Source organism: Sphingobium sp. WCS2017Hpa-17 (assembly GCF_031843765.1).
Lineage (GTDB): Bacteria > Pseudomonadota > Alphaproteobacteria > Sphingomonadales > Sphingomonadaceae > Sphingobium.
In genome coordinates this window covers 202,891-221,610 of record NZ_JAVTIV010000003.1, presented here as the reverse complement: position 1 = coordinate 221,610, position 18,720 = coordinate 202,891, and the positions used below count along the sequence as shown (strand labels likewise).

25 protein-coding genes are annotated in these 18,720 nt (G+C 67.6%); 21 read left to right on the top strand and 4 right to left on the bottom strand.

Translation table 11 applies throughout. The annotated features are described in order from the left end of the window. Positions 1–31: 31 nt before the first annotated feature. Entirely contained in the window at positions 32–211 is a 180-nt protein-coding gene (locus RQH62_RS08345; RefSeq protein WP_311268305.1) for a hypothetical protein, read from the bottom strand. 48 nt (positions 212–259) lie between these two features. On the opposite strand from RQH62_RS08345, the gene RQH62_RS08340 reads away from it, so the two are divergent. Beyond that, on the top strand, positions 260–568 hold the full coding sequence (locus RQH62_RS08340) for a DUF6127 family protein (protein WP_311268304.1): 309 nt from the start codon (positions 260–262) through the stop codon (positions 566–568). Positions 569–571: 3 nt separating this feature from the next. Beyond that, entirely contained in the window at positions 572–973 is a 402-nt protein-coding gene (locus RQH62_RS08335) for an HK97 family phage prohead protease (RefSeq protein WP_311268303.1), read from the top strand. Between the two features lie 81 nt (positions 974–1,054). Here RQH62_RS08335 and RQH62_RS08330 read toward each other — a convergent pair whose 3' ends face one another. After that, positions 1,055–1,726 carry a phytanoyl-CoA dioxygenase family protein gene (locus RQH62_RS08330; RefSeq protein ID WP_311268302.1) on the bottom strand — a complete coding sequence of 224 codons (672 nt, stop codon included), beginning with the start codon at positions 1,724–1,726 and terminating at the stop codon, positions 1,055–1,057. Between the two features lie 161 nt (positions 1,727–1,887). Here RQH62_RS08330 and RQH62_RS08325 point away from each other — a divergent pair, with 161 nt between their 5' ends. The 7 genes from RQH62_RS08325 (at position 1,888) to RQH62_RS08295 (ending at position 6,176) form a co-directional block, all read left to right on the top strand. Beyond that, the gene (locus tag RQH62_RS08325) at positions 1,888–3,015 is read left to right on the top strand and encodes a phage major capsid protein (protein WP_311268301.1); all 1,128 of its coding nucleotides are present in this window, start codon (positions 1,888–1,890) and stop codon (positions 3,013–3,015) included. 146 nt (positions 3,016–3,161) lie between these two features. After that, on the top strand, positions 3,162–4,616 hold the full coding sequence (locus RQH62_RS08320; protein ID WP_311268300.1) for a tail fiber domain-containing protein: 1,455 nt from the start codon (positions 3,162–3,164) through the stop codon (positions 4,614–4,616). Further along, complete coding sequence (locus tag RQH62_RS08315) at positions 4,603–4,770, top strand: hypothetical protein (RefSeq protein ID WP_311268299.1); 168 nt, start codon at positions 4,603–4,605, stop codon at positions 4,768–4,770. Before RQH62_RS08320 ends, RQH62_RS08315 begins: the two co-directional genes overlap by 14 nt. Continuing rightward, the gene (locus tag RQH62_RS08310; protein WP_311268298.1) at positions 4,767–5,045 is read left to right on the top strand and encodes a hypothetical protein; all 279 of its coding nucleotides are present in this window, start codon (positions 4,767–4,769) and stop codon (positions 5,043–5,045) included. Before RQH62_RS08315 ends, RQH62_RS08310 begins: the two co-directional genes overlap by 4 nt. Before the next feature lie 5 nt (positions 5,046–5,050). Further along, positions 5,051–5,587, top strand: a complete 537-nt coding sequence (locus RQH62_RS08305) for a hypothetical protein (protein ID WP_311268373.1) — start codon at positions 5,051–5,053, stop codon at positions 5,585–5,587. Next, positions 5,584–5,775, top strand: coding sequence for a hypothetical protein (locus RQH62_RS08300; protein ID WP_311268297.1), 192 nt, complete (start codon positions 5,584–5,586; stop codon positions 5,773–5,775). The genes RQH62_RS08305 and RQH62_RS08300 overlap by 4 nt, the downstream gene beginning before the upstream one ends. Continuing rightward, positions 5,772–6,176, top strand: coding sequence for a DUF3168 domain-containing protein (locus RQH62_RS08295; protein WP_311268296.1), 405 nt, complete (start codon positions 5,772–5,774; stop codon positions 6,174–6,176). Before RQH62_RS08300 ends, RQH62_RS08295 begins: the two co-directional genes overlap by 4 nt. Positions 6,177–6,339: 163 nt before the next feature. Here RQH62_RS08295 and RQH62_RS08290 read toward each other — a convergent pair whose 3' ends face one another. Continuing rightward, positions 6,340–6,558 (bottom strand): Imm32 family immunity protein, encoded by a 219-nt coding sequence (locus RQH62_RS08290; protein ID WP_311268295.1) that lies wholly within the window; start codon positions 6,556–6,558, stop codon positions 6,340–6,342. A 119-nt stretch (positions 6,559–6,677) separates the two neighbouring features. Next, positions 6,678–7,001: a hypothetical protein gene (locus tag RQH62_RS08285; protein ID WP_311268294.1), complete on the bottom strand. Its 324-nt coding sequence runs from the start codon at positions 6,999–7,001 to the stop codon at positions 6,678–6,680. Between the two features lie 137 nt (positions 7,002–7,138). Between RQH62_RS08285 and RQH62_RS08280 the strand changes: the two genes are divergently transcribed. The 12 genes from RQH62_RS08280 to RQH62_RS08225 all read left to right on the top strand — a co-directional run bounded on the left by RQH62_RS08280 (position 7,139) and on the right by RQH62_RS08225 (position 18,660). Beyond that, positions 7,139–7,546, top strand: coding sequence for a phage major tail protein, TP901-1 family (locus RQH62_RS08280; RefSeq protein WP_056690040.1), 408 nt, complete (start codon positions 7,139–7,141; stop codon positions 7,544–7,546). After that, positions 7,543–7,854 (top strand): gene transfer agent family protein, encoded by a 312-nt coding sequence (locus RQH62_RS08275; RefSeq protein WP_311268293.1) that lies wholly within the window; start codon positions 7,543–7,545, stop codon positions 7,852–7,854. The genes RQH62_RS08280 and RQH62_RS08275 overlap by 4 nt, the downstream gene beginning before the upstream one ends. Next, complete coding sequence (locus RQH62_RS08270) at positions 7,851–8,075, top strand: phage tail assembly chaperone (protein WP_311268292.1); 225 nt, start codon at positions 7,851–7,853, stop codon at positions 8,073–8,075. The genes RQH62_RS08275 and RQH62_RS08270 overlap by 4 nt, the downstream gene beginning before the upstream one ends. Before the next feature lie 68 nt (positions 8,076–8,143). Then, entirely contained in the window at positions 8,144–8,698 is a 555-nt protein-coding gene (locus tag RQH62_RS08265; protein WP_311268291.1) for a tail tape measure protein, read from the top strand. After that, the gene (locus tag RQH62_RS08260) at positions 8,698–11,028 is read left to right on the top strand and encodes a DUF2460 domain-containing protein (protein ID WP_311268290.1); all 2,331 of its coding nucleotides are present in this window, start codon (positions 8,698–8,700) and stop codon (positions 11,026–11,028) included. Before RQH62_RS08265 ends, RQH62_RS08260 begins: the two co-directional genes overlap by 1 nt. Next, positions 11,025–11,840 carry a DUF2163 domain-containing protein gene (locus RQH62_RS08255; protein ID WP_311268289.1) on the top strand — a complete coding sequence of 272 codons (816 nt, stop codon included), beginning with the start codon at positions 11,025–11,027 and terminating at the stop codon, positions 11,838–11,840. Before RQH62_RS08260 ends, RQH62_RS08255 begins: the two co-directional genes overlap by 4 nt. Then, on the top strand, positions 11,837–12,202 hold the full coding sequence (locus tag RQH62_RS08250) for a peptidoglycan endopeptidase (protein WP_311268288.1): 366 nt from the start codon (positions 11,837–11,839) through the stop codon (positions 12,200–12,202). The genes RQH62_RS08255 and RQH62_RS08250 overlap by 4 nt, the downstream gene beginning before the upstream one ends. Before the next feature lie 104 nt (positions 12,203–12,306). Beyond that, positions 12,307–14,505 (top strand): phage tail protein, encoded by a 2,199-nt coding sequence (locus RQH62_RS08245; RefSeq protein ID WP_311268287.1) that lies wholly within the window; start codon positions 12,307–12,309, stop codon positions 14,503–14,505. Positions 14,506–14,529: 24 nt separating this feature from the next. Then, entirely contained in the window at positions 14,530–15,027 is a 498-nt protein-coding gene (locus RQH62_RS08240; protein WP_311268286.1) for a DUF2793 domain-containing protein, read from the top strand. A 200-nt stretch (positions 15,028–15,227) separates the two neighbouring features. Next, positions 15,228–16,304, top strand: coding sequence for an OmpA family protein (locus RQH62_RS08235; protein WP_311268285.1), 1,077 nt, complete (start codon positions 15,228–15,230; stop codon positions 16,302–16,304). 532 nt (positions 16,305–16,836) lie between these two features. Next, positions 16,837–17,976, top strand: coding sequence for an AAA family ATPase (locus RQH62_RS08230; protein WP_311268284.1), 1,140 nt, complete (start codon positions 16,837–16,839; stop codon positions 17,974–17,976). A gap of 150 nt (positions 17,977–18,126) precedes the next feature. Next, positions 18,127–18,660, top strand: a complete 534-nt coding sequence (locus RQH62_RS08225; RefSeq protein WP_311268283.1) for a superoxide dismutase family protein — start codon at positions 18,127–18,129, stop codon at positions 18,658–18,660. Positions 18,661–18,720 lie beyond the last annotated feature (60 nt).

Here is an 18,720-nt window from a genome sequence, read left to right as displayed (position 1 = left end):
GAAACATTCCATTTCACGGCTCGAAAATCACTCAGGGCGCGTCGGGCGCGCGGGCGGGCAGGGAATCGAGGCGGCAAAAGCCGTTGTCCCAGTTCCAGCTGCCGCCCTGCACCACGCAGTCGCCGGCGCGGAACAGGCCGAAATGCCAGGCGAGAGCGGCGAGGATCACGAGGGCGAGGATGATCAGGACTTTGCGAGGGGCGCGTTTCATGGGCGCGCAGATAGGCATTGCGCGGCGCGAAGGGAAGGAGGGCGGGACATGAAAGAGGAGATGCTGGCGCGGCTGGTGGCGCAGGCGGAGGGGCGGCCGATGGATATCGTGACCGTGCGCGCGCTGATCGAGGAGGCGAGCGATCTGGGCGCGGGGCGGGCGCTGGAGCGGCTGGGTCTGGCGGATCGGCGCGCCGAAGGTGACATGCGGGAATTGCGCGAATTGCTGTCCGCCTGGCGCGACGCGAAGAAGGCGGCGCGCGGGGCGGTGATCGGCTGGGTCGTGCGGATCGCGATGGCGATGGTCCTGCTGGGGATTGCGGTGAAAGTGGGGCTGGTCGGGCTGGTGCGGGGGTGAGCGATGGAAGGCGATGTGCGCTTTGCCGGCTATGCGGCGATATTCGACCGGGTGGACCGGGGCGGGGACGTGGTGCGGGCGGGCGCCTTTGGCGCGATCGACCCGGCGGGGGTGCCGCTGTTGTGGCAGCATGGGCCGGGGCAGGTGATCGGCGTGGTGGAAAAGGCGCTGGAGGATAAGCGGGGGCTGCGCGTGATCGGCCGGGTGTCGCGGCGCACGGCGGCGGGACGCGAGGCGGCGGCGGCTTTGGCGCGGGGCGCGCTGGACGGGCTGAGCTTTGGCTATCGGGTGAAGGCTGCGCGCGGGGCGCGGCCGCGGGAGTTGCTGGGGCTGGAGCTGGTGGAGGTCAGTCTGGTGACGCATCCGATGCAGGATCTGGCGCGGGTGGTGGCGGTGGAGGGGTAGTATTTTCCCCCTCATCCAACTTCGCCTAAGGCCCTGCGGGCCAAGGCTGCGTATCCTTCTCCCCCGTGGGGAGAAGGCTTTTTATGTGACGCCCAGCCATTCGAGCGCGCCGGGGAGCGGATCGGCGCTATAGTCGAGTTGCAGGACGCGGCGGTGGCGCGGGGTGGTGGCGGCGTCGGAGGCGTGGAGGATCGGCGTGGCGTAGAGCCAGATGTCGCCGCGTTCTGCGAGGCAGGCATGGGTGCCGTGCCGGGCGACATGGGCGGCGACATCGCTTTCCGGGATGCGGCCATGGCGGTGGGTGCCCGGCGCGATCAGGAGCGGGGCATTGTCCGCGTCCACGGGGTCGAGATGGAGGCGCAGGGTCAGCATGCGGTCGAGCAGCGATTGCGGCGGGGCGACATGCTGGATGCCGGACTTGACGGTCCAGGGGCCAAAGCCCGGTGCGGCGTGGCGGTCCGTCACGGCGATGGTGCGGTCCTGATGCCAGCCGAGCGACCAGTTGGTCGTGGCGCTCTTGTCGAACAGGATGGCGCGGACCGGGCGGGTTTCCTGCCCCTGATGCGCGGCGGCGTGGCGGCCGATCGCGCCGCTGGGGGCGAGGATGGCGGCGAGGGCGGGCAGGCTGGCAAGGCGCAGGCCGGGATGGTCGGACGGCAGATCGGCGAGGGCGGCTTCGATCGTCGCGAGCGTGGTGGCGTTGAGCGCGGCGGGGATGTGCTGCGCGCCGTGGGTAGCGAGGGTGAGGGACATGGGAGGCTTATGGGCAAAGGGGTGAGTGGCGGCAAGGGCGCTGCTCCCCTCTCCAACTGCGTCTAGGCGGCTGTGCCGCCAAGACTTCGTATCCTCTCCCCCAAAGGGGCGAGGAAGATATGGGCGGTCCATCTGGGCCGCCCTTTTTTGTGGAGACGGGCATGACGGATCAGGTGACGGATGGCTTGGAAGCCAGCTTCGATGCGGTGTTGCAGGGGGAGCGGATCGATGGGCTGGAGGGGGAGATTGCGGCGCTGAAGGGGGCGTTGCTTGCCGCACAGCGGCCGGCGCTGGATGGTGTGAAGGGCGGCAGCGTCGATCCGGCGCGGGCGGCCTTTGTCGATCGATACCTGCGGCAGGGACATGAGGCGGGCGTGGAGCTGAAAAGCTTTTCCGGGGCGAGCGGCGCGGCGGGCGGATATGCGGTGCCGCGCGAGATCGACCAGCTGATCGGCACGACGCTGAAGGCGATTTCGCCGATCCGGTCGATCGCCAATGTCGTGCGCACCGGCACGGCGGGCTATCGCAAGCTGGTCACTTCGGGCGGTATCGTGTCGGGATGGGCGAGCGAGACGGGGGCGCGGGCCGAGACGGGGACACCGAGTTTCAACGAGATCGCGCCTCCCGGTGGTGAGTTGTTCGCCAATCCGGCGGCGTCGCAGGCCATGCTGGACGATGCGCAGTTCGATGTCGAAGCCTGGCTGGCGGGCGAGATTGCGCGGGAATTTGCGGTGGCGGAGGGGGCGGCCTTCGTCAGCGGCAATGGCACCAACAAGCCCAAGGGCTTCCTGACCTATACGACCACCAATGAGGCGGACAGCGTGCGGGCGTTCGGGTCGCTGCAATATGTGGCGGCAGGCGCGGCGGGCGGTTTTGCGGCGTCCAATCCGCAGGACAAGCTGATCGACCTGGTCCAGAGCCTGCGCGCGCCGTACCGGCAGGGGGCGAGCTTCGTCATGAACAGCGCCACGCTGGCGGTGATCCGCAAGATGAAGACGACCGACGGCGCCTTCATCTGGCAACCGGGGCTGAGCGCGGCGCAGCCGGCGACGCTGCTGGGCTATCCGGTGGTCGAGGCCGAGGACATGCCGGACATCGCGGCCAACAGCCTGTCGATCGCGTTCGGCAATTTCCAGATGGGCTATGTCATCGCCGAACGCAGCGAGACGAGTATCCTGCGCGATCCGTTCACCAACAAGCCGTTCGTGCATTTCTATGCCGTCAAGCGGATCGGCGGCGCGGTGGCGAATTCGGAGGCGATTAAGTTGATGAAGTTCGCCGCTTCCTGATGATGCGGGGGCGGTGCGCTGCCCCCTCATCCAACTGCGCCTAGCCAGCAAGCTGGCAAGGCTTCGTATCCTTCTCCCCCGTGGGGAGAAGGTTTGGGAGGGAGGCTTATAGGCTTCCTTCCCTTTTTGTTTTCGGGGGAGCGGCTGTGGCGATCACACATTGGGAGATGGCGGATCTGGTGCGGGAGGTCTGCATGGATGGCGGCGGCGGGCCGCTGATGCTGGGCGGGCCGTTGCCGGGCTATCGTGGCTTTGCCGAGGCGCTGAGCGCTGGGGCGACCTTTCCCTATGTCATTCAGGGCGTGGCCGATCCGGGGCAGTGGGAGGCGGGGCGCGGGACGATCGACGCGGGCGGGCGGCTGGTGCGGGTACCGCATGCGTCGTCGGCGGGCGGCGCTGCGGTCGATTTCGTCGCGGGCGAGAAGCATGTCGGGCTGGTGCTGCATGCCGACTGGGTGGCGCGGGTCGAGGGACATGGCCATGGCATCGGCGCGATCGACGGGCTGACGAGCGCGCTGGCGGACAAGCAGCCGGCCAGCGGCGAACTGAGCGCGATCGCGGCGCTGGCGACGAGCGGATATGGGCGCGGATTGCTGACCCGTGGGGATGGCGCGGGCGTGCGGGCCTATGTGGGCGCGCTGGGCAGCAGCGGCGATGTGCAGATTGCGAACGGGACGCTGACCGTCAATGCGACCGGCGCGGCCTTCACGTCGCTGTCGACCGAGACGATCACGGCCTATCGCAACGATGCCGCAGCGATCGTTACCGTGCGGGGTGACGGGGTTGCGGCGTCATTGCGCGCCTACGCCTATGGCACGAGTTCTGCGTCGATGCGCCTGTATCGCGCGCAAGGGACGCAGGCGGTGCCGGCCAATCTGGAGAGCGGCGCGGTGATCGGCGATGTCGCGTCCTTCGGCTATATCGGCGGCACGTTCGAGGAAGTGACGCGGATGCGCGCCACTTTGGTGTCGGCTACGCCCGGCAGTGCCAACAAGCAGGTGATGTTTTCCTGGCACGCGACGCGGGATGGATCGAGCGGCGCGCCGGCCACGCTGATGCGGCTGCAATATGGGACGATGGATTTTGCCGGCCATGTGCTGCCGCTGACCGACAATCTCTATGCGCTGGGCGGGGCGTCGACGCGCTGGAGCCTGGTCTATGCCGCGAGCGGGACGATCAATACGTCCGACGCGCGGGCCAAATGCGATCTGGGCGCAGCGGAGGAGGCGTTGATTGATGCCTGGGGCGCGGTGCAATGGCAGCGCTATCGTTTTGTCGAGGCGGTGGCGGAAAAGGGCGACAATGCGCGCTGGCATATGGGGCTGGTGGCGCAGCAGGTGCGCGACGCGATCGACCAGCAAATGGGCGAGGGGGCGGCGGTCCGATGGGGGCTCATCTGTCATGATCGCTGGGACGCGGAGCCGGAGCAGCGGGCGGAGGATGGCGCGCTGTTGCGGGCGGCGCGGGCGGCGGGCGACCGGTGGGGGCTGCGCTATGATGAATGTTTTGCGCTGGAGGCGGCGTGGCAGCGGCGGGCGATTGCGCGACTGGAGGCGCGCGTGGTGCTGCTGGAGGCGGGAGGCGGTCATGCTGGCGGGTGAGGCGCTTGGCGCGGGGGCGCTTGGCGCGGTGCGGGTGAGCGGCCTGTGGCGCGGGCCATGGGGCTGGGGCGTGCGGCCGGATCAGGATGTGCGGGTGCGCGTGCGGGACGGGGCGATGCGGCCCGAAGCGAATGGGGGGAGCAAGGTGCGATGAGCCTGACTGTCAAAGACCCGCAGGCGCGGGTGGATCATGCGATCGACTGGTCGGCCTATCTGGCGGGGCAGGATCTGGTCGCGAGCCTGTGGACGGTCAGCCCGCAGGAGGAAGGCGGGCTGGTGATCGAGGCGAGCGCGTTCGAGGCGCAGCGCAGCAGCGCGCGAATAAGCGGAGGCATGGTCGGGCGGGTCTATCGGCTGACCAATCGCGTCACTTTGTCCGACGGGCAGGTGGACGAGCGGTCGGTGACGATGCGGGTGGAGGAGCGCTGATGATCATGGTGGACGAGAGCGAGAGCGGGGCGCTGGCGGCATCGCTGGCGGAGTTGAAAGCCTATTTGCGGATCGAGACGGTGGGCGAGGATGCGGTGCTGGCGGGGTTGCTGCGCAGTGCGGCGGCTTTGTGCGAGCAGTTTACCGGACAATGGCTGGTGCGGCGCGCGGTGGGTGAGACGGTGGCGGCGGACGGAAGCTGGCAAAGGCTGGCGGCGCGGCCGGTGGCGATGATCGACGGGGTCGAGGCGGTGGATGCCGAAGGGGCGGCGCAGGCGCTGCCGGTGGAGGCTTATGCGATCGACATCGATGCGGCGGGCGATGGCTGGGTGCGGTCGACGCGGGCGCGAGCGGGCGAGCGGCTGAAGGTGCGATATCAGGCGGGGTTGGCGGTGGAGATGAATGGGCTGCCGGAACCGCTTCGGCAGGGGATCGTGCGGCTGGCGGCGGAGCATTTCGCGGCGCGGGGCACGGAGAGCGCGGCGCCGCCGGCGGTGGTGAGCGCGCTGTGGCGGCCTTTCCGGCGGATGCGGCTGAGGTGAGGGGGCGATTGCTGGCTTTGCTGGAGGCGCGGGCGGCGCGGCGGCGGGCGCGGATCGTGGCGGCGCTGGCGGATATGGGCGTCGAGGCTGTGGTCGAGGGGGATGATGTGCGGGCGTCCGGGCCGGGGCTGGCGGAGCGTTGGTGGCGGGACCGGGCGCTGCGGGATGTGGGGAGGGACGGGCGATGAGCGCGGAAGTGGCGGCGCGGGCGGCGGTGATCGCGGCCCTGAAGGCGGACAGGGCGCTGATGGATGGGCTGAACGGCCTGTTCGATGGTGAGCCGGGACGGGCGAGCGTGCCCTATGCCTTTATCGACGCCTGTATCGGGGCGGACTGGGGCGGAAAGGCTATGGACGGGCGCGAGGTTCGGCTGAGTTTGGCGTTGCGCGTGGGGGACGAGGCGGCGGCGCGGCTGGGCGGCATGATCGGGCGGGTCGATGTGGCGATGGCGGGGATGGGCGTGCATGATGGGTGGCGGATCGTCACCGCGCGGCTGGCGCGCTCTCGCGTTGCGCGCGATGAGGGAAAGTCGCCCGTGGGCTGGCGGGCGGTGATCGACTATCGGTTGCGGATGGTGCGGGAGGGGTGAGGCGCGTTGTTGTTGATTGGGTTGAGTGGGGGAAGGGAACGCCCGAATCCTGTAGCGCCATCCCCGCGAAAGCGGGGATCCACCTCCTTAGTGCTGCACTTGACGCAAGGTCAGGAGATGGGTTCCCGCTTTCGCGGGAATGACGAAAAAGGATGGATTGTGGTCATTCCCGCACGATCATTTTAACGTGCCTGATCGCCTTCGCAGATGTATTCACAGGCCCGTCAGCTAGATGGCTACCGCCCCAGCTTTCAGCCATTAGATGAATATGATCTGTCTTTTTATCATCCAAAAGTTTGATTTGCGCCAGAAATTCGGCGAGTCCTAATTGATCGAGGTATATCTCAAGCTGGTCGGCATCACTCATTTCAAAACTGATCATGCCACTCTCCGATAAAGTGAGCGGTCAGTCTGCCCACTATCTCAAATGTCCGCAAATGGTAGCTCCAAGACATTCTCCTCCCTTGCAGGGAGGGGAGAGATTGCACCTAAATTTGCGCGTCAGCGGGGCTGGCTGCTTTCGTCATATTCGCTGGCGATCTTGTCGACATATTCGCTGATCTGGTCGTCGGCGTCCGAATTGGCGGCAGCGTCCGACATCTTGTCGGCCTTGTCCGACGCGACGATGGCGGCGCGGAAGGCGGCTTCCTTGTCGGCGCAGGCCTTTTTCGATTCTGCCTGAAAATCGGCGATCGACAATTTCTTGTCGAGCGAGGGCTGGACCTGGGCGCTGAGGCATTTGGAAAATTCCTTGCGCCCGGTGCCGACGGCATCGGCGGACGGCGCGGCGGCCAGCATCATCATGAGCGAAGCAGCAACAATCATACAGACCTCTCCATAAGCGGCGCAGGACGGTTGCGACCTGATGGTCGGGCCGGCGCCGAGTCCCCTAATTTTTCGCGATTTTCCGGGTGGGAACAGGGTGTTCCGCGCGTCGGGATCGCTTGTCGGGAGAATGCGCCATGGGCGTCGAAAAGGGAAGTGCGTTTCTGTTGAAAGTGGGCGACGGCAATGTCCCCGCAACATATGCGACGGTGGCGGGCATGCGCACCACGCAACTGTCCGTCAATGGCGAGGCGGTGAACATCACCAGCAAGGATTCGGGCGGCTGGCGCGAATTGCTGTCGGGGGCGGGGGTGCGGTCGGTCAGCGTATCGGCGGCGGGGCTGTTCACCGGATCGGCGGCCGAGGTGCGGGTGCGTGGCCATGCGCTGGCCGGGACGATCGAAGATTATGAACTGAGTTTCGAGAGCGGCGAGCGGATGCGCGGGCGCTTTCTGGTGACGCGGCTGGACTATGCCGGCGATTATAATGGGGAGCGCAATTATGCGCTGAGCCTGGAAAGCTCCGGCGCGGTGGTGAGCGAATGAGCGGGGCGGCAAACCCTGCGCGCGGGGAAGCGGCGCTGGATCTGGACGGGGAGCGGCTGGCGCTGCGGCCGAGTTTCGGGGCGCTGGTGGCGGCCGAGGCGGAATTGGGGCCGCTGTTCGACCTGGTCGAGCGGGCGGCGGACGGGAAATTATCGCTGGCCGATCTGGTCGCGCTGTTCTGGCATTGTCTGGTGGATCGGGAGGCGCTGAGCCGCGAGGCGCTGGGCGAGGCGATCGTCGCGGTGGGGCTGGCGAAGGTGACGCCGGTGCTCAAGGCGATCCTGCAACAGATATTGGCGGGAAAATGACGCGCTTTGCCGATGCGGCGGGGCGGCTGGCGGGAGTGGCCGGGTGGCTGCTGGGCTGGCGGCCCGACGAGTTCTGGCGCGCGACCCCGGCGGAGCTGGCGGCGGTGCTGCGGGCGGCGCGGGGGGACGAGGGGGCGGGCGAGGGCGTGGATGGGGCGGAGTTGGGGCGGTTGATGGAGGTGATGCCTGACCATCCTTCCGTTCGAACTGAGCATGGCTGACGCGCCGCCAGAAGGAAGGCCCTTCGACAGGCTCAGGGCGAACGGACCTTGTTTTGAGAGGCAGTCATATGGACGAGGAAATCGAGACTTTGGTCGTGCGGGTGCGGGCCGATACGCAGGGGCTGAGCCGCGATGTCGAGGCGATGCGGGCAGGGCTGGAGGGGCCGCTGGGCGATGGGGCGGACCGGGCCGGGCGGCGGATCGAGCAGGGACTGATGAAGGCGGTGCGGACCGGCAAGTTCGGGTTCGAGGATCTGCGGCGGATCGCGGTGAGCGTGCTGGACGAGATTGCGGCCAGTGCGTTGCGGTCGGCCGTGGGTGGCGGCGGCAGTGGTGCTGGTGGGCTGGTGAGCCTGGGGGCGTCTTTGCTGACGTCGGCGCTGGGGCTGCCGGGGCGGGCGACGGGCGGGCCGGTGGCGCCGGGGCGGGCCTATATGGTCGGCGAGCGGGGACCGGAAATGTTCGTGCCGACGTCGAGCGGGCAGGTGGTGGCCCATGGCGGCGGCGCGCGGGACGTGCGGGTGAGCATCGCGGTGAACGGACGGGGTGGCGAGAGCGAGCCGCGCTTGCTGGCGCGGAGTGCGCGGCAGGTAGCGCGGGCGGTGAAGGGGGCGCTGGGCTGATGGGGAACTTGGGCTATTGGCTGGCGGACAAGCGGCGGGGGCAGGAGGCGCGCTGGATCAAGCGCTTCGCCGCGACGCACTGGACCGTCAATTTTCCGCGACCGATGATGGCGAGCGTCGTGACGACCGCGCCGGATGCTTTGCGGGTGGATGCAGTCTTTTACGGGTCGGGCGATCTGGCGGGGCTGATCTGGGACGCGGCGGACGGGTGGAGCCATCCCTTGCTGGCTTATGAAACGCGGCGGGATTTTCGGGATTGCACCCTGTCTTTTCGCTGGCGCAGCGGGGGCGTGCGCAGGCTGGACGAGACGCATGGGCCGACGCTGACGATCGAGGGGCGGGATGCGGAGGGCGCGCCGCGCGCCTGGTATGTGCGCTTGTGGAACTATGCGAGCGGTGCGCCGGAAGAGGCTGTCATCAGGCTGGATTTTTCCGCGCTGACGGGTGGCTTCGACCTGCCGGAGGATGATGACCCGGTGTGGGCGGGGGATGTGGACCGGATGTTCATATCGCTGGTGCCGCCTGGCTATGACGAGGGAGATACGCAATTTGCCGCTGCGATCGAGGGATGGGCGGAACTGAGCGACATTGCGTGCGAGGGCGCGGGATCGGTGCTGGCGATCGGCGACGTGATGCTGCCCGAACATGGGCTGTCGATGGCGACCGGTTATGACGATTGTTTCAACCAGACGCCCGAGCGGGTGGTGGGGGCGATCCATGCGCTGGGCTATCGCGGGGCGATCAACCATTATGTGGGGATGAGCCATTATTTCCGGCTCGAACGGCTGGGAGACGGGCTGTACGTGAGTTTGGCCGGCGGGGTGCTGAATGCGGCCTGCGCGGCGTGGCATCGGGACTTTGCGGTGCGGGCCAAGGCGCTGGGCTTCGATGTCATCTGGTCGCTGTCCTATGAATTGTTCGATGCGCATTGCTGGAACGACTGGAAGCAAAGGGCGGAGGATGGCGCGTCGGCGCTGACCGGATGGGTGCCGCCTTCGACCCTGCTGTCGCCGGCGCATGCTGGCGCGATGGCCTATTTGCAAGCGGTGGCGGGCGCCTTTGTTTCCATGGGGTTGGAGGCGGGGTTGCCGATCCTGTTTCAGGTCGGCGAACCCTGGTGGTGGGTGATGCCGGGGGATGGGCGGATATGCGTCTATGATGAGGCGGCGCGGGTGGCGCTGGGTGGGAGTCCGGTGTCGATCCCCAGTGTGTGGGGCGATCTGGATGTCGGGCAATGCGCTTTGCTGGATGCGGCGGGGGCGTTGCTGGCGGCATCTACGGCGGCGCTCTGTGCATCCGTGAAGGCGGTGGCGCCGGGGGCGGTGACGCATTTGCTGGCCTATCTCCCGACCATATTGGATCCGCGCGCGCCCGAAGCGAAGCGGGCGAACATGCCGGTGGGCTGGGCGGCGCCGGCGTTCGATATATTGCAGCTGGAGGATTATGACTGGGTCACGGAGGGACGGCCGGGCCTGACCGACACGGGCGTGGCGGCGGCGACGGCGCGGCTGGGCTATCCGATTGCCGAGCAGCATTATCTGGCGGGGTTCGTGCTGCTGCCGGAGCAGGCCGCGCAATGGGGGCTGATCGCCGGGGCGGCGCAGGCGGCGGTAGCGCGGGGGACGGCGCAGACCTTCATCTGGGCGCTGCCGCAAGTGTGTCGGGACGGCTTTACCTGCTTCAAAAATGGTGGGGAGGATGATGTGCAAGCCTTTGATGATATAGTCTTTCCGATTGCGATCGGGGCGCAGGCCAGCGTGTCGCCGGCCTTTTCGACGCAGATCGTGGAAAGCCCTTCGGGCCATGAGCGGCGCAGCGCCGACTGGGCGGATGCGCGGCTGTCCTATGATGCCGGGCCGGGGGTGCGGTCGGAGGCGGACATCGCTACGCTGATCGCCTTCTTTCGGGCGCGGCGAGGGGCGGCGCGCGGGTTTCGCTTCACCGATCCCTATGACGATCGCAGCGGTGCGCCGGGCATGGCGCCGGGGCCGATCGACCAGCGGCTGGGCGTGGGCGATGGGGTGACAGCCACGTTCCAGCTGATGCGGCATTATGGCGTGGGCGAGGAGGCGCAGGGGCGGATCATCACGCGGCCGGTGCCGGGCAGTATCCGCGTGGCGGCCGATGGCGTGGCGTTGGCGGAGGGGTGGAGCCATGCGGGGTTGGGCGTCATCGCGTTCGACACGGCGCCGGACGTGGGCGTGGTGCTGACTGCGGGGTACCGGTTCGATGTGCCGGTGCGCTTTGCCGAGGATCGGCTGGATATCAACCGCGCGACATTCGCGGCAGGCGAGGCGCCTTCGGTGATGCTGGTGGAGATACGGGAATGAGCGATCTGGAGCGGCTGAGCGAACCGCTGAATACGCTGGCTTTCTGCTGGCGGATCGAGCGGCGGGATGGGGTGACGATCGGGCTGACGAGCCATGATCGCGATCTGAGCATCGGCGGGCTGATCTATCGCGCGGCGCCGGGGATGACGCCGTCGGCGGTGCGCAGCGGCATCGGGCTGGAGGGCGAGGACAGCGATGTGGCGGGCGCGCTGTCAAGCGATGCGATCGGTGAGGCGGACCTCATGGCCGGGCGATGGGACGGGGCGGCGCTGGAATTGCGGCTGACGCAGTGGGAGGCGCCGGGCGCGCTGTGGCTGTTGCTGGCGCGGGGCGAGATGGGCGCGGTGGCGCGCAAGGGTGGGGCGTTCACGGCGGAGTTGCTGGGCGCGGCGGCGGTGCTGGGCGGGCCGGTGGCGCCGTCGACATCGCCCGATTGCCGGGCGCGGCTGGGCGACAGGGCATGTCGGGTCGATATGGCGGGACGGCGGCGGATCGTGACGGTCGAGAGCGTGGAGGATGCGGAGGTCGCCGTCGGGGGGCTGACGGCGGGGGCCTATGCGTTTGGCGCGTTGCGGTGGCTCAGCGGCGCCAATGCCGGGCTGGTGCAGGCGGTGATCGACAATGGCGCGGATGGCGTGACTTTGAGCGATCCGCCGGCCTTTGCGGTGGCGGCGGGAGCGCTGGCGCTGCTGAGCGAAGGATGTGACCGGCAATTGGCGACCTGCGCCGGGCGCTTTGGCAATGCGGCGAATTTTCGGGGCGAACCCTATCTGCCGGGGATGGATTTGCTGACCCGCTATCCGGGCGCATGAGTGGCGTCGTCGAGCGGGCGCGGGCGATGATCGGCGTGCCGTTCCGGCTGCATGGGCGGAGCGAGGCCGGGCTGGACTGCGTGGGGCTGGCGGCGGTGGCGCTGGGGCGGGCGGCGCCCGGCGCTTATGGGCTGCGCAGTGGCGATGTGGCACGGGCGGAGGGCTGGCTGCGCGCGGCGGGATTGCGGCCGGCGACGGTGGGGCGGCCGGGCGATCTGGCGCTGGTGCGGCCGGGGCCTTTGCAACTGCATCTGATGATCGGGACCGGGACGGGCTTCGTCCATGCCCATGCCGGCCTGGGGCGGGTGGTGGAGATGCCGGGGGTGTCGCCATGGCCCGTGATCGGCTGGTGGCGGGCCTGACCGGTTGGGTGCAAAATTCATGTCTTTGCGAGCATAGCTGGATTGGTTGGGCTTTGCCCGCCTTCGGCACGCTCCGCTCGCAATGACGATGTTGGGAGGGATATATGGCGACGGTGGTACTGACGGCGGTGGGGACGGCGCTGGGTGGGCCGATCGGCGCGGCGATCGGGGCGGTGATCGGTAACGTCATCGACAATCAGGTCTTGTTCAAACCCAAGGGACGCGAGGCTGCGCGTCTGGCCGATTTGCACGTGCAGACGTCGAGTTACGGGACGCAGGTGCCGAAACTGTTCGGCACGATGCGGGTGGCGGGCACGGTGATCTGGGCCACGGACCTGAAAGAGGTGAAGAGCAGGAGCGGCGGCGGCAAGGGGCGACCGAGCGTGACCAGTTACAGCTATTCGGCGAGTTTTGCCGTAGCACTGTCGGCGCGGGCGATCCGGTCTGTCCGGCGCATCTGGGCCGACGGCAATCTGCTGCGCGGGGCGGCGGGGGATTTCAAGACCGAACTGTCCGCCTTTCGCGTGCATTTGGGCGGGGAGGAGCAGCCGGTCGATCCGCTGATCGCGGCGGCGCAGGGCACGGGCGTGACGCCTGCGCATCGGGGGATCGGCTATGTGGTCTTCGAGGATCTGGCGCTGGCCGACTATGGCAATCGAATTCCGTCGCTGACTTTCGAGGTGGAGGCGGATGACGGGGCGGTGCCGATCGGGGCGATTGCTGATGGGCTGAGCGACGGGCGGCTGGGCGGTGCTGGGCTGGCTGGCGTGGATGGCTTTGCCGCGAGCGGGAGCGATGTGCGGGACGCGATCGCGCCGCTGGTCGAGGCCTATGGACTGGCGCTGCGGTCCGATGAGGCGGGGTTGCGGTTGGTGCCGATGGTGGCGGTGGCCGAAGGCGGGGTTGGCGCGCAGACGCTGGTGCGGCGGGTGAACGGGCGGGCGGTTGAGCCGGCCGAGCGATCCGGCGCAGCGGCCGATGCAGTGCCGGTGGCGCTGAGCCTGCGCCATTATGATGCTGCGCGCGATTTTCAGGCCGGGGTGCAGCGGGTGACAAGGCCGGGACCGGGGCGGCAGGAACTGGGCATGGAATTGCCCGTGGTGATGGCCGCGAACGAGGCGCGGGCGCTGGCGGCGGCGCGGCTGGCGGGGGGCTGGACCGGAAGGGCGACGATGGGGCTGCGCTGCGACTGGCGGGCGCTGATGTTGGAACCGGGCGCGGTGGTGACGGTGGCCGATGTGCCGGGGCTGTGGCGGATCGAGGAGCGGGAATGGGAGGTGATGGCGGTGCGGCTGGCGCTGCGGCGGGTGCCGGGTGCGGGCGCGGCTTTGCCGGCTGGCGCGTCATCGGGTGTGATCGTGCGGCAGGTGGATGCGCCGCATGGCGTGACGACGCTGATGCTGGCGGACCTGCCATGGCTGAAGGACGGGGTGGCGAACGCGCCGTTGCTGGTCGCGGCGGCGAGCGGCGGGGAAGGGTGGCGCAGTGCGGCGCTGTTCGTGATGAGCGAGAGTGGCGAGGCGATGCCGGTCGGGCGCAGCGGGTTGCGGGCGGTGATGGGCAGCATGGACGCGGCGTTGCCGGCGGGGAGCGCGACGCTGGTGGACCGGCGTCATGCGCTGACGGTGACCTTGCTGGCGCAGGAAATGGATCTGGGCGGCGCGGACGAGGCGGCCTTGGGGCAGGGGCGGAACCTGTGTCTGGTCGGGCGCGAATTGATCCAGTTCGAGACGGCGGAACGGATCGGGGCGGGGCATTATAGGCTGGGCGGGCTGCGCCGGGGGCTGCGTGGTACCGAATGGGCGATGGCGGGGCATGAAGCGAACGAGCCTTTCCTGCTGATCGAGGAGGATCGGCTGGTCGAGCCGCTGGCGGCGCTGGGGAGCGCGGGGGAAGCGGGCTCCATCCTGCGCGTGGCGGCGCTGGGCCTGGGCGATGCCGCGCCGGTAGAGGCGACACTGATGATCGAGGGCGCGGCTCTGGTACCGCCATCGCCGGTGCATCTGACGGTGCGGGTGAACGATGGCGGCTGGCGGATCGACTGGGTGCGGCGCAGCCGGGCGGGCTGGCGCTGGAGCAGTGGGGGCGATGTGCCATTGGCCGAGGAGGCGGAACGTTATGCCATCCGGCTGCTGGATGGCGGGGCGATGGTGCGCAGCGCCGAGAGCGCGGTGCCGCACTGGACCTATGATGCGACGATGATCGCGGCGGATGGAACCAGCGGGCGATCGCTGGTCGCGGAGGTGCGGCAGATGGGGACGCGGGCGCCGGGACGGACCGCGTCGATCGGCTTCATTGCCTGAACGGGATCAAGAGGAGGAACGAACATGGAAGAAACGGCGCGCTGGGCGATGCCGCTGCTGTTTGCGGGGCAGGCGCAGAAGGAAATCACGCATAATGAGGCGCTTGTGCTGATCGACGCGCTGTTGCACGGGCAAGTCGAAAGCGCCGACCTGGGCAGTCCGCCGGGCGATGCGCTGATCGGCCAATGCTGGATCGTCGCGGATGGGGCAGTGGGTGACTGGGCCGGGCAGGCGGGAACGATCGCGCTCTGGACCGAAGGAGGGTGGCGCTTCGTCATGCCGCGGGCCGGCCTGTCCGTTGGCGTGGCGGACCGCGATCATGCGCTTTTCCATGACGGGACAGAATGGCGGGCCGGTGCGATACGGGACGACGGCATATATCTGAACGAAGAAAAAGTGGTGGGCGAACGGATGGCGGCCATCCCGGCGGCCAGCGGGGGCAGCGTGATTGATGCGCAGGCCCGCTCTACGGTCGCCGCCATTCTGGAAGCCTTGCGCGGACATGGCCTGATCGCGACCTAATATTACGCTATTGTGCTTTTCTTGTTGCGGTGCTGCGTCAATAGTCTAGGATTCCTAGGCATTAGCTGGATAAGCCTCTGCTTGCCGGGCTAGTGCGTTATTTTTGCAACGGTTTCACTAATTGTGGACTTGCCATGAAACCTTCTCGCAGTTACAGGGTTTCAGCAGTCCTTCGTGACACTCTTGAAAGGGGAATTCAAATGCGGAAGCTTGCCCTCGCGGCTGCGCTTGCGACCAGTGCCCTGGCCACCCCGGCCTTGGCGCGTGATAACAGCTGGTATGTCGGCGTCGATGCCGGCGTGCTGCTGGTCGAAGACCAGAACCTGACCTTCGACGCCGTCCCTCCGGGTGGCTCGGCGGTTCCGTCGATCGATTACCACAAGGGTTATGATTTCGACGCCAACATCGGCTATGATTTCGGTGGTTTCCGCCTGGAGGCCGAAGCGGCCTACAAGCGCGCCAAGATCGACTTCGACAAGACCGGCGGCGGCTTCGGCGGCGCGGCTTCGGCTCTGTCGTTCATGCTGAACGGCCTGCTCGACTTCGGTCCCGATGACGGCCTGCAGGGCTTCGTCGGCGGCGGTGTCGGCGTGTCGCGCGGCAAGCTGGCTTCGGACATCGTGAACGACAGCGACACCGGCTTCGCCTGGCAGGCGATCGCGGGCGTTCGTTACCCGGTCACCAACAATGTCGACGTCTCGCTGAAGTATCGCTTCTTCAACCAGGATGACATCAAGCTCATCCCGGCACAGCAGAGCATCTACGGCCAGGCTGGTTCGAACGCCGAAACCAAGCTGCGCACGCACAGCCTGCTGCTCGGCCTGACCTACAACTTCGGTGGTGAACCGGCTGCTCCGCCGCCGCCCCCGCCGCCGCCCCCGCCGCCCCCGCCGCCCCCGCCGCCGCCTCCGCCGCCGGTTGAGGCCTGCAACCCTGGCCCGTACATCGTGTTCTTCGAATGGGACAAGTCGGACATCACGCCTGACGCCGCCACCATTCTGGACAACGCGGTTTCGGCCTACAGCAGCTGCGGCAGCGCCCAGGTCATGCTGGCCGGTCACGCTGACCGTTCGGGTTCGGCCTCGTACAACGTCGGCCTCTCGCAGCGCCGCGCTGACTCGGTCAAGGCCTATCTGGCCTCGAAGGGTATCCCTGACGGTGTCATCACCACGCAGGCCTTCGGTGAATCGAAGCCGCGCGTCGACACTGCCGACGGCGTCCGCGAAGTCCAGAACCGTCGCGTGGAAATCAGCTACGGTCCGGGTTCGGGTCAGTAAGCCGATCTCCATTCTTCGGAATGGGATACAGAATTGGGGGCCGGTCGCAGGATCGGCCCCTTTTTCTTTGCGTGGATGAGGCGCGGAATAGTGCGCGGGGCAAAGTCCGGGTGGACTTATACGTGCTGGGCGCTTGTTTTCGCGCGCAGGTGGTTTCGCTTCATGTCTTCGCTGTCGGTTCCGTGGTTGCGGCGCAATTGCCGTGCCGGCCCGGTCTTGCTTTCGGCGAGAGGACAGCCGGCATTCCAGGTGGGATGGCCCGCATTCGGCATCCATCTTCGGGCGGCTTCTCTGGCTCCCCGCCTTTGATAGGGTGATCAGCGCTGGACCATGACGGCAGAACCCTGCAATGAAATCCGGTAATCGAGTTCCTGCATGAAGATCGACAATGCCGTTCGGCGGGTAGCTGCACGCGCTTTTCAATCGTAGCCGCGGATAACAGGGCAAGTGTGACGGCGGACATCCAGATACGCGACGAGGCCGGTACACGACGAGGCTTGGCGCGACAAGGGAGGTGCGGGTGATTGGACGATTGGCGGTCGCGGGATATCGGTCGCTGCGCGATCTGGTGCTGGAACTGGACCAGTTCACGCTGATTACCGGGCCGAATGGCAGCGGAAAATCGAGCCTCTATCGGGCGCTGCGCCTCTTGTCCGAAGCGGCACAGGGGCGCCTGATCGGATCGCTGGCGGCGGAAGGCGGCCTGTCATCCACTTTGTGGGCTGGCCCGGAACGGTTCAGCCGCGCGATGCTGGCCGGCGAGATGCCGGTGCAGGGCACCAGACGATCGGGCGTGGTCAGCCTGCGCCTGGGATTTTCGAGCGAGGATTGCGGCTATGCGATCGATCTGGGCCTGCCTGACCCGGCCCATCCGTTCAAGCGCGATCCGGAAATCAAGGTCGAAGCGATGTGGACCGGCCCTTGCCTGGGCCGCGCGAACCTGTTTGCGGAGCGGCGCGGGCCGGCGGTCCATCTGCGCGGGTCGGACAGCGGCGTATGGAAATCTGTCCTGAATACTCTGCTGCCGTTCGACAGCATGGTGACGCATTGCGCCGATCCGGCCGACGGGCTGGAACTGATGCAGATGCGGGACCGGATGCGCGGCTGGCGTTTCTACGACATGCTGCGCACCGATGCGGACGCGCCGGCGCGGCGGCCGCAGGTGATGACCTATACCCCCGTGCTGGCGAGCGACGGCGCCGATCTGGCGGCGGCGATCGCGACCATCATGGCGATCGGCGATGATGAGGCACTGGCCGAGGTGGTGGACGACGCCTTTCCCGGTGCGCATGTCCAGTTGTCGGGCGAGGATTATGGCGTGGTGGAGATGCGGCAGCCGGGGCTGTTGCGGCCGCTGGGCGTGCAGGAACTGTCGGATGGGACCGTGCACTATCTGCTGCTGGCGGCGGCGCTGTTGTCGCCGCGACCGCCGGAGATCATGATCCTGAACGAACCGGAAGCAAGCCTGCATCCATCGCTGCTGGAGGCGCTGGCCCGGTTGCTGGTGCGGGCGTCGCGCCAGTGCCAGATCATCCTGATATCCCATAGCGAACAGTTGATCGACCATCTGCGCGCCCATCATGCGGTGCATCATATCGCATTGGACAAGAGGATGGGGGAAACACAGGTAGCGCAGGAGAGCGACGTCCGCTGGGTCTGGCCCAAGCGATAGGCGCTTGCAGGGCGGAATTATGCAGATGACATGCAATATCAATCTGTTCCGGCGTGACAAATCGATGCGGATGGGCAACAAAAAGCCGGTTGCCGCGTTCGCGGTCATATCGTCTTTTCCCTATCTCCGTCTTTCCCCTGGGAGCCTGTCATGAAATTTCCTGCCCTTCTTGCCGTCCTGCCTGTTGCCCTTGCCACGTCGGCCTGCGCGACGACGGCCGATACGCCCGCCGCGCCGACCGCTTCGGCCAAACTGGCCGCCGGTGACGGCGCAGCGCGCGGGACGGCGAGCGTGACCCAGGCGGCCGATGGCCTGCACGTGCTGGTCAAGGCGACCGGCGTGACGCCGGGCATTCATGCGGTGCATATCCATACGACCGGGCAATGCGCCGGCCCCGACTTCACCAGCGCGGGTGGCCACTGGAACCCGACCGCGCACAAGCATGGCAAGGATAACCCCTCCGGCCCGCATATGGGCGACATGCCCAACATGACGGTCGGGTCGGACGGCACCGGCGCGATCGAATATGTCGTGGCCGGCGGGACGATCAGCGAAGGCGCTTCGCCGCTGCTGGATACCGATGGCGCGGCGATCGTGATCCACGCGCAGGCGGACGATTATGCGACCGATCCCACGGGCAATGCCGGCGGGCGCGTGGCATGCGGCGTGCTGGCCAAGGGATGAGGATTGCGCTGCGCCGTTGATGGCGCGGCGGGTTTTATGGCGCCCGGATCGCGTCCAGAA